Genomic DNA, 12,389 nt, shown 5'->3' with positions numbered 1-12,389 from the left:
GGATGTTCACAACTCCATTGGCAATAAGGGAAGAGAACCTTCTGACCCGAACCATCTGAGTAGAACCTTGTGGATGGAAACGACATCGTTGAAGGTGGGCCGGGAAAGCAGCAGTGAGGTGAGAGTAAAAGCTGATGGCGCGAGGTTATCCGCCGCATGGTGACTGCGAAAAAGCTTGCGCCAAATGGCATCTTGCAAATGGTGTCTTCCGAACGGCGTCTTTGACCGCAAAACGCCATCTGGACGCAGCAAAAGGCGTTTTTAGGAGTGAAAACGCCTTCTGACAGATGCCTTCTGCGAGATGCCGTTTGCCGGGCACCTTGGCGGGGCCAGGACATGACGCCGGGTCAAGGCATCCACGCCAGGCCGCGAACGCGCGCGCAGGGCAGTCACGGATTGACGGCTAGAGCTCCTCCACCCGGAACTGCAGCTGCGGGTTAGCAAAGACATCCTGCGACTCGATGAGCAGCAGCTCCTGGGAATCCGCCTCATAGGTGTTATGCAGCAAATCGTAGACCGAAGACGCAGTGCGCTTGAGCGCTTCCTTCGCATCGTGGGTTTCCACGTAGTGGCCAGTGAAAAGCGAGGCCGTGACATCGCCCGAGCCGTTGCGCTTGAACGGCAGCTTGGGGGTAGCGACTAGGAAAGCGCGCTCGCCATCGACGGCGAGCATCTCAATCTCGTCCTCGCTGGTCTCCGGGCGCTGCACCGAGGTGACCAACACGGTCTTCGGGCCGATCTCCTGCGCGCGCTTCACCGCAGCGAGGGTCTGCTCCAGGGTGCCCACCTCGCAATCAGTCAGGTAGCCCAGCTCAAACTGATTCGGGGTGATGATGTCCGCGACCGGAACGACCTTATCGCGCAGCAGCGGCGGAATCTCATCGGAGACGAAGCAGCCGGACTTGGCGTTACCCATGACCGGGTCGCAGGCGTAGAGGGCCTTCGGGTTCACAGCCTTGATGCGGTTCACCGCATCCACGATGGCACCGGCGATGTCCGGGCCGCCCTGGTAGCCAGACAAGATTGCGTCGATGCGCGGGAAGGCGCCGCGCTTCTCGATGCCATCCACAATCGCCGTGACCTCCTCCGCGGGAATCATCGGCCCGCCCCAATCGCCATAACCGGTGTGGTTGGAGAAGTTCACCGTGTGAATCGGCCACACCTCATGGCCGGCGCGCTGAAGTGGAAAGACTGCTGCGGAGTTGCCCACGTGGCCGAAGGTGACATGGGACTGAATGGAGAGGATGTTCATAATCCCCTATTGTGCTACGCCCCACGCAGCACCTCAACGATTGGGCCGCTTTAGATTCCGCCGCCGGGAACTTCCTCATCGAGCTTCGCGCGCTCGGCGGCATCCGGGAAGGCCTTCGGGCCCGAGGGCTTGGGCTGGTAGCTCACGCCGCGTGCTGCCAGGTCCTCGTACCAGTCCGCCAGCAGCTCATTCTGCAGGCCGAACATTTCCTTTTCCTCCGCCGCGGTGGTGTGGTCATAGCCCAGCAGGTGCAGGCATCCATGCACGGTCAGCAGGGCCAGCTCGTGGCCCAAGGAGTGGCCAGCGGCGGTGGCTTGGCGCTGCGCGAACTCCGGGCAGAGCACGATATCGCCCAGCATGGCCGGTCCGGCCTCGGCGGCGTCAGGGCGCCCGCCGGTAGCGCCCGGGGTGAGCTCATCCATGGGAAAGCTCATCACGTCGGTCGGACCTTCCAAGTCCATCCAGCGCACGTGCAGCTCCGCGATGGTATCCAGATCCACGGCGGTAATCGTGCACTCGGCATCCGGGTTAACGTCGAGGCGGCCGAGGGCGTAGGAGCAGACGTCGATCAGCATCTCCTCGTTGACGCCGTCATAACCGGACTCGTTAATAAATTCGATGCTCATTTCTTCTCCTCCTGCTCAGCAAAGTTATCGTAAGCCTCCACGATGCGCCCGACCAGCTGGTGGCGCACAACGTCGGCCGCGCCCAGCTCCGCGAAGTGGATATCCGGCACGCCCTTCAAAATGCGGCGCACCAGGCGCAGACCGGAGACCTGGCCGCCGGGCAAGTCCACCTGGGAAATATCGCCGGTTACCACGATGGTGGAGCCAAAGCCCAAGCGAGTCAGGAACATCTTCATCTGCGCCGGCGTGGTGTTTTGGGCCTCGTCGAGGATGACGAAGGCATCGTTGAGCGTGCGTCCGCGCATATAGGCCAAGGGGGCGACCTCAATGATGCCGGCCTCCATGAGCTTCGGAATCATCTCCGGATCGATCATGTCCCGCAAAGCGTCGTACAGCGGGCGAAGGTAAGGGTCGATCTTGTCGTTGAGGGTACCGGGCAGAAAGCCCAGCTTCTCCCCCGCCTCAACCGCCGGGCGGGTCAAGATAATGCGGCTGACCTGCTTGGCGCGCAGGGCCTGCACCGCCTTGGCCACCGCCAGGTAGGTCTTGCCGGTACCGGCGGGACCAATGCCGAAGACAATCGTGTTCTCATCGATAGCCTGCACATAGCGCGATTGCCCAAGAGTCTTCGGCCGCACAGCCTTGCCGCGGCGCGAAACGATATCCGCCGCGAGCGTCTCGGACACGGAAGCGGGAGCATCCACCGTGACCAGGTCCAGGGTGTGCTTCACGGTATCGGTGCTCACCGGATGCCCACGGCGGGCAATCGCCTCGAGCTCCTCTAAGACCTTGCGGGCACGCGCCACCTCATAATCGGGACCGGCAGCCGTGACTGTGGTCCCGCGAGCGAAGAGGTCCACGCCCACGAGGTTGCCCAAAACGCGCAGGTTATCGTCCGCCGGACCCAGCACCGTGGCGAGGTAGGCGGAATCGAGATCAAACTTGGTGGTGATAATAGGCACGCCTAAAAGGCTACCAGCGCGCGGTCAGGGTGCCGATGCTGGCCAAGGCCACCATGCTTGCCGACGCCGTCCGCAACACCTCCGGCCCCAACTTGATCGCCGTCGCACCGGCCTCCTGCAAGCGGGCTAGCTCCTCCGCGCCGATGCCGCCCTCTGGGCCCACCAGCAGGTAGATGGTCTCGGCCGAGTCGAGGTCAGCAAGGTCCTTGAGCCGAACCTCGGCTTCCTCGTGGAGGACCAAGGCGCGGGCGCCGGAAATCTCCTGGCACAGCTGGCGGGTGGTCAGCGGGCCGCGCACGGCCGGTACGCGCGCGCGGCGCGATTGCTTGGCGGCCGCCACGGCCGCAGATTCCCACTTGCCTAAGGCTTTCGGGGCCTTCTTGGCATCCCACTTGGACACGCAGCGATCCGCCTGCCACGCGATGATCTCATCCGCCCCGGCCTGAGTGGCCAGGTCGACGGCCAACTCGGCGCGCTCCGACTTTGGGATGGCCTGGACCACGACCACCCGTGGGGAGGGTTCGGGGAGGATTACGAGGTCGTCGACAAGCGCGGCCAGCGTGTCCTTGCCCTGCGTATCAGTGATGGTGGCGGTGACGCGGCGCCCGGAGCCATCAATCAGGACCAGGTGCTCCCCTGGTCCCATGCGCTTGACGGTGACCGCGTGGCGGCCCTCCGCGCCATCGAGGCCCACGGGCTGGCCGACCTCGGCGAGGGACAGGTCCGGGTGGAGGAAGACGGGCAGAGACATTAGCGGCGGAACTTATCGCGGAAGCGGCTGAAGAGGGATTCGCCGTGCTCGTCGTCGGCGCGGTGCACCTCGGTGCCGCCGTGGCCGGCATTGCGGACCTTTTCAAGGGCCTCGCGGGTCTTCTTATCCAGGTCCGTCGGGATCACCACGTCCACGTGGGCGTGCAGGTTGCCAAAGCCGTCAGTGCGCAGGCGCGGCATGCCCTTGCCCTGGAGGGTGATGGACTCGCCCGGCTGGGTGCCCGGCGCGATATCGATGGTGAGCTCCTCGCCGTCGAGCTGCTCGACGGTACAGGAAGAGCCCAGAGCCGCATCCACCATGGGCACGCGAACAGTTAGGTGCAGGTCATCGGCATTGCGCTCGAAGACGGGGTGCGGCTCGGTGTGCACCTCGACATAAAGATCACCAGCAGGACCGCCGCCGTGGCCGACCTCGCCCTGGGAAGCCATGCGGATGCGCATGCCATCACCAATGCCGGCGGGGATATTCACCGTAATATCGCGGCGCTTGCGCACGCGGCCATCGCCGCCACAGTGGCCACAAGGGTCGGTGACTACTTCACCGAAGCCGTAGCACTTCGGGCAATCGCGGGTGGTCATCATGTTGCCCAGCATGCTGCGCTGGACCTCCTGAACCTGGCCCATGCCGCCGCAGTGATCACAGGTCACCGGCTTGGCCTTGGACTCAGAACCGGAGCCCTCACAGCGGTCACAGACCACGGCAGTATCGACCTTGACCTGCTGCTTGACGCCGCTATAGGCCTCCTCAAGAGTAATGGTGGTGCGCAGGAGCGCATCATCGCCCGGCTGCACGCGGGAACGCGGGCCGCGGGAGGCCGCTCCCCCGCCGAAGAACTCGGCGAAGATATCCCCGAGGCCGCCGCCACCGAAACCACCAAAGCCGCCGCCCTGGGCCGCGCGCTCCTCCATGGGGTCACCACCCATGTCCACAACCCGGCGCTTCTGCGGATCCAGCAGAACCTCCTGTGCAAGGGAAGCCTCGCGGAACTTCTCCGCGGCCTCCTCATCGCCCGGGTTCACGTCCGGGTGGTACTTGCGCGCCAGCTTGCGGTAGGCCTTCTTAATCTCGGCGTCGGACGCCGACTTTTCTACACCAAGAATGCCGTAGTAGTCACGAGCCACGTACTGTCATCCTTCTATTTCTCGTTGATACTAAATCTAATCCGACGGGCCAGCTTACTCGCCCGCCAGAATTTCACTCACATAGCGTGCAACGGCAGAGACCTTGGAGATTGTTCCCGAGTAATCCATATACGTCGGCCCCACCACACCGAGCCCGCCGAGTGCAGCTGCCTCCGAGCCGGTGCCGAAACCATAGCGCGTAGCCACGACGGAGGTTTGGCGCAGCTCATCGGCTTCGTTCTCCTCGCCGATGGAGACTGAAACATTGCCCAAATCCGGCACGCGGGCCAGCAATTTCAGCACCACGACCTGCTCTTCAAGAGCCTCGATGATAGAGGGCAAACCCTCGGTCAGGGCCACGCGGGTGAGGTTGGAGGTGCCCGCCATGATCAGGCGATCGGAGGGCTGCTCCACGAGGGTCTCAATCAGCGTCGTCGCGGCCTTGAGAAGATGGGGGCGGATATCGGCCGGGGAGTCGTCGACAAGCGCGGCCAGCTCCACCGAGGCTTCCGTGAGCGTCTTGCCCTCCAGGGCGGTGTTGAGGATATCGCGCAGGCGGTGGGTCTGCTCGGGGTCGATGACATCATCGAGCTCCACATTGCGCTGATCGACGCGCCCATTATCCGTAATCAACACCAAGAGCAGACGCACCGGTGAGAGTGCCACGACCTCGCAGTGCTTCACGCGGGAGACCTTGAGGTTAGGCATCTGCACCACGGCCGCTTGCTTAGTTACCTGGGCCAACAGCTGGACAGAGCGGCGCAGCACGTCTTCCAAATCCACGCCGCCCTCGAGGAAGGTGAGCATGGCGCGGCGCTCGGCCTTGGAAAGCGGCTTAACATCGTGCAGCGTATCGACGAACTGGCGGTAGCCCTTCTGCGTGGGCACGCGCCCGGAGCTGGCGTGCTCTTGGGCGATGAGGCCTTCGGCTTCGAGCACGGCCATGTCATTGCGAATCGTCGCCGAGGACACGCCCAGCTGGTAGCGCTCGAGCAGGGCCTTGGAGCCGACGGGCGATTGCGAGGCGATGTAGTCCGCGACGATGGCGCGCAGGACCTCTTGGCGGCGGGCATCGGTGGAGCTGGACATGTCTTTAAGGCTATCCGTTCTAGCGGGCTATGTCTTCGGCGGTATCTTCGGCGACGAGGAGGTCGGTGATGATGCCGTCCGCGAGCAGGCGGCCCGCCTTGGTCACGCGGAGGTGGTCGCCGGCGCGCTCAAGCAAGCCGCGCTCGATGAAACGCGCGGCCACAGGCTCGGCAGCGGGCGCGAGCCAGGACGCCGGGATGCCCTCGCGCAGACGCAGGCCCAGCATGATGCGCTCGGTGTGGCGGTCGGCGGCGCTGAGCTCCTCCCGCTCCTTGATGGGCAGCTCCCCCTCGCCCACGGCCTTGATGTAGGTCCGCGGGTTTTTCACATTGAAGAAGCGCTCGTTGCCCAAGTGCGAATGCGCGCCCGGGCCCGCGCCCCACCAATTGCCATCGACCCAGTAGATGCGATTGTGCTGGCACTCCCCGCCCGGCTTGGCCCAGTTGGAGACCTCGTACCACTCAAAGCCTTCGGCTTCGAGGGTGGATGAGATCATCTCATAGCGCCGGGCCAGCACGTCCTCATCCGGGGCCGGAAGCAGGCCCTTAGACACCTTGCGGGCCATACGCGTGCCATCTTCCACGATGAGCGAATAGGCACTGATGTGGTCCACTCCCGTCTCCAGTGCGCGCTCCAGAGTCAGAGCAACGTCCGCGTCTTCTTCTGTCGGCGTGCCATAAATCATGTCCAGGTTGACGTGCTCAAAGCCCGCGGCGATGGCTTCGCGTGCCGCATCGAAGGCGCGGCCCGGCGTGTGGGCTCGCTCCAGCACTGCGAGCACCCCCGGTGAGACGGATTGCATGCCCAGGGAGAGGCGGGTGAAGCCGGCGTCGAGAAGCCCGGCGAAATACTCCGGCGAGGTGGATTCCGGGTTGGATTCCGTGGTGACCTCCGCGCCCGGGGCGAGGCCGAAGGTATCACGAACCTTCGACAAGACACGGCCCAGGCCCTCGGCCCCCAACAAGCTCGGCGTGCCGCCACCAATAAAAACGGTCTCGGCTTCGCGGCCCACCTGGGCCGCCGCCATCTCCAGCTCTTTTTCCAAGGCTGAGAGATAATCGTTGGTCAGGTCCCCTCCCAGCTCACCCGGCGTATAGGTGTTGAAGTCGCAGTAGCCGCAGCGCGAAGCGCAGAAAGGAACGTGAATGTAGAGACCAAAGGGATCCATGGGGAACAAAGTAACCGACAAAACCGTTGAAGCGGTAGTCTGTAGAGCAGATTTGCAACCCCGATAGTGAAGAAAGGCCTCTTTTAAGTGGAACCTCCGAGTCGATGTCCCCGCCGCCGACGTAAGGCGGTGGGGTAAGCCGTGTTATCTGCCATCCTGATGATTGTGGCGGGTTTCGCCGTCATCGCTCTCATTATCGTGGCCAACGCCTACTTCGTGGCGCAGGAATTCGCCTTCATGTCGGTGGACCGCACGCAGCTGCGCCAGCGCGCTGCGACTGGGGATAAGCCTGCGGAGCGCGCCTTAAAGATCACCCAAAAGACCTCCTTCATGCTCTCCGGCGCGCAGCTGGGTATCACGATTACGGGCCTGCTCATTGGTTATGTGGCCGAGCCCCTCGTGGGCCAAGGCCTAGGCCAGCTGCTCGGTGGTGTGGGCGTGCCCACGGGCGTGTCCGTTGCCATCGGCACGGTGACCGCGCTGGCGGTGTCGACGGTTCTCACGATGCTCTTCGCCGAGCTCTTCCCCAAGAACTACACCATTGCAGCACCCATGAAGTCAGCGCTGTGGTTATCCGCATCGACGATGTGGTACCTCAAGATCTTCGGCTGGCTCATCCACTTCTTTGAGTACTCCTCCAATGCCCTGCTCAAGGTCTTCGGAATCGAGCCGGTGGAGGATGTCGATTCATCTGCCACCACCGATGACCTGGAATCCATCGTGGATGCCTCCCACGAGGCCGGCGACTTGGATGAGGACACCTACCTGGTCCTCGACCGTCTCCTCGACTTCCCCGAGCATGATGTGGAGCACGCCATGATTCCGCGCTCGCGCGTGGATGTCATCGAGCCCGAGACCACCATCGGCGAGGTGCGCGAGATGATGTCGGAGAACCACACCCGCTACCCGATCATCGACGATGAGCACAATCCCATCGGCGTGGTGCACCTCTACGATGTGCTGGGCAGCGAACTGCCCCTGGCCACCCCGGCACGCGAGATCATGAAGGAACCCGTGGTGGTGCCGGAGCTCATGCCGCTTCCCGACGTCGTCACAGAGCTTCGCGACGCCGACGAGAAACTCGCCTGTGTCATCGACGAATACGGCGGCTTCGTGGGCATCGTGACCATGGAGGATTTGGCCGAGGAAATCCTCGGCGATGTCACCGATGAGCACGACCTCGAAGAGACCGAGGAAATCACTGAGCAGGACGACACCCACTGGATCGTCGACGGCGACACCCCCATCGACGAGGTCGAGCGCGCCATCGGCCACGACCTGCCGGAGGGCGATTTCGAAACCGTCGCCGGCCTGCTCATCGCGCATTCCGGCACGCTGCCGGAAGAGGGCGAAGAACTCTCCATCGAGCTAGAGGCCGAACCGGAAGATTGGGTCGACGGCGACGAAGCCCCCATCCGCACCCTCAACGTGCGCGTCGAGGAAATCGACCGCCACGTACCCTCCGTCCTGGCGCTCGAGCTGGTGGAGGAATTTCCGGAAGGAGAGGATGACTAATGACTGATACCTGGTGGTTCAACCTCCTTATCACTGTTCTCATCATTGCTGCTTCCGCGTTCTTCGTGGTCATCGAGTTCTCCCTCATGGGCGCGCGCCGCAACCGCTTGGAGGAGACCGCGGAATCCTCGGCGGCCTCGCGCGCGGGCCTGCGCTCGCTCAATGAACTGACCATCATGCTGGCTGGCGCTCAGCTGGGCATTACCGCCGCGACCTTCGTCCTCGGTGCCGTGACCAAACCTTGGGTCCATCACCTGCTGATGAGCCCGCTGGAGGCCCTCGGCCTGCCGCTGGGCGTTGCTGACATCATCTCCTTCCTGCTAGCCCTTTTCGTGGTGACCTTCCTGCACCTGGTTATCGGTGAGATGGCGCCTAAGTCCTGGGCCATCGCCCACCCGGAGACGGCCCTACAGCTCATCGCGGTGCCCGCCCGCGGCTTCATCTGGCTCTTCCGTCCGCTGCTGATCTGGATCAACAAGATGGCGAACAAGCTGGTGCGCATGACCGGTGAGGAGCCCGTCGACCGCGCTGGCGCGGCCGGCTATGACGCCGAGACCCTGCGCCACCTGGTCGAGCACTCGCGCCTGACGGGCACGCTTGACGACGACTCCGCCAACCAGATCACCGGCGTTATCGAGCTGGAAGCCTCCACCGCGGCCCAGTTGGCCCGCGAGCATGGTTCGGAAATCCTGCCGCTTTCCTCCAATGCCACCGTGGCCGAGCTCCACGAGCTCGTGGTGCGCAAGTCCATCATGCGCGTGCTGGTCTACCCTCGTGCCTCACGCATCCCGCGTATCGTCCACGTGCGCGATACCTTGCTGGCGGAGCCGGATACCCCGGTGCTGGATTTCTCCCGCCCCGCGCTGGCGGTGGGCTCCTCCTCCACCGTGCAGAAGACTCTGGACCAGATGCGCGCCCGCAATGAGCAGCTCGTGGTCGTGGGCAAACCCACCAAAGACAAGACCGTGTGGATCCTCACCTGGGATGACATCATGGGCCAGCTGTGGCCGCAGATTACGGAGCAGTTGGACCAGGCCGCGCCGGCCACCAAGAACCCAGGGGCTTAGCGCGTACGCGCTAAGCCCCTGGCACACGAAGCTAGACGGTGGCACGCAAAGTTATTCGTGCCACACTAGCAGCGAAGAGCGCCGCCGAGAGAGGGAATCTCGGCGGCGCTCTTCTTAGGTAATCCTTGTGTGTTGGCAACAAGGAAGTCTGTGATGCGGCGACTATGCGGTCGTGGCGGCCTTCTTCTGACGCTTGGCGCGCACGCGGGCAACGACGGCGTCAATACGCGCGCGCTCCTCCAAGAAAGGCGGCGGGTTATGCCCGCGCATGGTGCGCACATAAGCGGGGTGCGCCTCCACGACAGTGTGGCGCCAAGCCTGCACGGCGATGAGGGAGGATTCACCCGCGCGCTTGTACAGGTTCGGCAGGGAGACCACATCGAGGTTGCGAGCCACGGCGTCGGTTTGCGCCAGCACGTACTCGACCAGCTCGCGCAAGTAGGCGGCCACCGCGGCGGTGCGGCCACGCAGGGTTTCTGCCAACTCCGAGACCACAACGGGCGGGCCGGAGATGGGCAGGCCTTCAGCGAGTGCGCGGGCGGTAAGCTGCTTCGGCTCCTCCACATCATTGTCGCCGGAGGAGGCAGCGGAGATGGTGCCGGACTTCAGGCCGGAGACCAGCGCGTGGCGCAAGCCGATGAGCTCGCCGACACAACGCCCAGAATCCACGCGGGCGTCTTCGACGATATCCCCCAGCTCGGCCAGACAGTCGAGGGCGAGTTCATCGTCCCAGTCCTCGATGGCCTCGATGAGGTGCTCGATGTAGTCAACGACTTCGTCGCCGATGTTATAGATTTCTTGGGTCAGCTCACGGTGGCGCAGCTCGGCTGCGATCTTGTGCATAGGCTGCCCTTTCCGTGAGAACCTCTAGTTGAGGTTTAGAGTTTTTCTGACCCCGCTGACTCTATTAGAGATCCTCCCATTCGGCTGCGCGACACTCCGAAGGAATTCACAGACTCCATCCAGCCTTATTTCTTGCCGGCGTAGAGGCGCTCGATATCCGCTGCGTAGCGCTGCGCCACGACATAGCGCTTGACCTTCATCGTGGGGGTGAGCTCGTTACTTTCCTCGGTGAGGTCCTGGTCGAGGATGACGAACTTCTTAATACCCTCCGCGTGGGAAACGGTGGCGTTGACCTGGTTAATGGCGTCCTGAATATCCGCGCGCAGCGCCGGATCGGCAGCAACCTCACGCATACCCTTGGTCGCGGAGATGTTGTGATCAGCCTTCCAGCGCTTGAGCGCATCCTCATCCAGGGTGAGCAACACGCCGACGAACGGCTTGCCGTCACCGACCACCATGGCTTGGGAAATCAGCGGGTGGGAGCGCAGGATATCTTCCATCGGGCCAGGAGAGACGTTCTTGCCGCCAGCGGTGACGATGAGATCCTTCTTGCGGCCGGTGATGACGAGCTTGCCATCCTCATCAATCTCCCCCAGGTCGCCGGTGTTGTACCAACCGTCCTGCAGGGCGTTCTCGGTGGCTTCCTCGTTCTGCCAGTAGCCCTTGAAGACGATATCGCCCTTGATCATGATCTCGCCGTCGTCGTTAATGCGCATCGTCGTTCCGCCCAGTGGCGGACCAACGGTACCGATGGATTGATCGACAAAGTCGACGGCGGCGGCCGCGGCGGTCTCCGTCAAGCCATAGCCCTCATAGATGGTCACGCCAATGCCGCGGTACCAGTGCAGCAAATCCTGCGAGATGGCCGAACCACCGGAGATACAGTACTTGACTTCGCCGCCCATGGCCTGCCTAATAGCGGAGTAGACCAGCTTGTCAAAAGCCTTGTGCTTGGCCTTAAGGACACGGTTAGGCCCCTCCGGAGTATCCAGCGCCTTCGAGTACTCGATAGCGACCTTCTCCGCGCGATCGAAAATGGCGCCCTTGACCGCAGAGGAGCCGTGGGCCTTGGCGGAGGCACCGTTGCGCACCTTCTCAAAGACGCGCGGCACGCCCAGGATCAGGTTCGGGCGGGAGCGCGCGAATTCGATGGTGATGGTGCTGAAGTCGGACCAGTGGTTCTGGGAGGCACCGCCGATGGTGACCGCCAGCGACACCGCGCGGCTAAAAACGTGTGCCAAGGGCAGGAAGGTCAGAACGTGGGAACCCGGCACGGCGATGGCGCCAATGGGGTTAGTCAGCAGACCGCGAGCTTCCGCGAGCCAGTTGCGGTGGGTCAGCATGCAGCCCTTGGGGCGCCCGGTAGTGCCGGAGGTGTAGACCAACGAGGCAACATCATCGGTAGCCGTGGCCTCGATGCGCTGGTCGACGGTATCGTCACTGACATCGCGGCCCTCAAACTTCAGAGTATCGATGGCGGAAGAGTTGATCTCTAGGATGCGGCGCAGCTGGGAAGGAGAGCCGTGCAACTGTGGGGTGCCATCCTCTTGCAGCTTCAGGTGCTTGACCAGCTCGGAGTGCTCGCGGGTTTCCGTGATGGCGAGGATGGCACCGGAATCCTCGATAATCCACTGGACTTGGGACATCGACGAAGAGGGGTACACCGGAACGGAGATAGCACCGGCCGCCCAGATGGCGTAGTCCAGCAGGGACCACTCGTAGCGGGTAGTAGAAATAAGAGCCACGCGGTCGCCCTGCTCCACGCCGAAAGCAATGAGCCCCTTGGCCACCGCGTAGACCTCTTCCACGAACTCTTTGGCGGTCACGTTGACCCACTCATAGTTCGCAGGGCGGGTAAACAGCACGCCATGTGGGCGGGCGTGCGCCGTAGCCATCATCGCGGTAAGGCAGGTTTCGCCGTCCTTGATCTCGAACTCCGCCTTCGTATGCGCTTCATTCAAAGTCACAGTTGTG

General features: G+C 63.2%; 11 protein-coding genes. 2 read left to right on the top strand and 9 right to left on the bottom strand.

From position 1 onward, the window contains the following. Positions 1 to 403: 403 nt before the first annotated feature. From pdxY to hemW, 7 genes are read right to left on the bottom strand one after another with little or no spacing between them, the layout of a single operon-like run. The gene (gene pdxY / locus HMPREF2743_RS04480; protein WP_070525531.1) at positions 404 to 1,252 is read right to left on the bottom strand and encodes a pyridoxal kinase PdxY; all 849 of its coding nucleotides are present in this window, start codon (positions 1,250 to 1,252) and stop codon (positions 404 to 406) included. 50 nt (positions 1,253 to 1,302) lie between these two features. Then, positions 1,303 to 1,878 (bottom strand): rRNA maturation RNase YbeY, encoded by a 576-nt coding sequence (gene ybeY, locus HMPREF2743_RS04475; protein ID WP_070525533.1) that lies wholly within the window; start codon positions 1,876 to 1,878, stop codon positions 1,303 to 1,305. Further along, positions 1,875 to 2,840 carry a PhoH family protein gene (locus HMPREF2743_RS04470; protein ID WP_070525535.1) on the bottom strand — a complete coding sequence of 322 codons (966 nt, stop codon included), beginning with the start codon at positions 2,838 to 2,840 and terminating at the stop codon, positions 1,875 to 1,877. The genes ybeY and HMPREF2743_RS04470 overlap by 4 nt, the downstream gene beginning before the upstream one ends. Before the next feature lie 10 nt (positions 2,841 to 2,850). After that, on the bottom strand, positions 2,851 to 3,591 hold the full coding sequence (locus HMPREF2743_RS04465; RefSeq protein ID WP_070525537.1) for a 16S rRNA (uracil(1498)-N(3))-methyltransferase: 741 nt from the start codon (positions 3,589 to 3,591) through the stop codon (positions 2,851 to 2,853). After that, positions 3,591 to 4,733, bottom strand: a complete 1,143-nt coding sequence (gene dnaJ, locus HMPREF2743_RS04460; protein WP_070525539.1) for a molecular chaperone DnaJ — start codon at positions 4,731 to 4,733, stop codon at positions 3,591 to 3,593. The genes HMPREF2743_RS04465 and dnaJ overlap by 1 nt, the downstream gene beginning before the upstream one ends. Positions 4,734 to 4,787: 54 nt before the next feature. Then, on the bottom strand, positions 4,788 to 5,822 hold the full coding sequence (gene hrcA / locus HMPREF2743_RS04455; protein WP_070525541.1) for a heat-inducible transcriptional repressor HrcA: 1,035 nt from the start codon (positions 5,820 to 5,822) through the stop codon (positions 4,788 to 4,790). 19 nt (positions 5,823 to 5,841) lie between these two features. Further along, complete coding sequence (hemW, locus tag HMPREF2743_RS04450) at positions 5,842 to 6,990, bottom strand: radical SAM family heme chaperone HemW (RefSeq protein WP_070818259.1); 1,149 nt, start codon at positions 6,988 to 6,990, stop codon at positions 5,842 to 5,844. Between the two features lie 141 nt (positions 6,991 to 7,131). On the opposite strand from hemW, the gene HMPREF2743_RS04445 reads away from it, so the two are divergent. Together HMPREF2743_RS04445 and HMPREF2743_RS04440 are read left to right on the top strand one after the other, a co-directional pair. After that, positions 7,132 to 8,505, top strand: coding sequence for a hemolysin family protein (locus tag HMPREF2743_RS04445; protein ID WP_070525545.1), 1,374 nt, complete (start codon positions 7,132 to 7,134; stop codon positions 8,503 to 8,505). Further along, a complete protein-coding gene (locus HMPREF2743_RS04440) occupies positions 8,505 to 9,572 on the top strand; it encodes a CNNM domain-containing protein (protein WP_070818258.1) in 1,068 nt (355 codons plus the stop codon). Before HMPREF2743_RS04445 ends, HMPREF2743_RS04440 begins: the two co-directional genes overlap by 1 nt. A gap of 162 nt (positions 9,573 to 9,734) precedes the next feature. Here the strand turns inward: HMPREF2743_RS04440 and HMPREF2743_RS04435 are convergent, their stop codons facing one another. Continuing rightward, positions 9,735 to 10,415, bottom strand: coding sequence for a hypothetical protein (locus HMPREF2743_RS04435; RefSeq protein ID WP_070446689.1), 681 nt, complete (start codon positions 10,413 to 10,415; stop codon positions 9,735 to 9,737). Positions 10,416 to 10,540: 125 nt separating this feature from the next. Beyond that, positions 10,541 to 12,382, bottom strand: coding sequence for an AMP-dependent synthetase/ligase (locus HMPREF2743_RS04430; protein ID WP_070644575.1), 1,842 nt, complete (start codon positions 12,380 to 12,382; stop codon positions 10,541 to 10,543). Positions 12,383 to 12,389: the final 7 nt, after the last annotated feature.

It is taken from the genome of Corynebacterium sp. HMSC036D02, assembly GCF_001836165.1.
Lineage (GTDB): Bacteria > Actinomycetota > Actinomycetes > Mycobacteriales > Mycobacteriaceae > Corynebacterium.
This window is presented reverse-complemented; position numbering and strand designations above follow the sequence as displayed.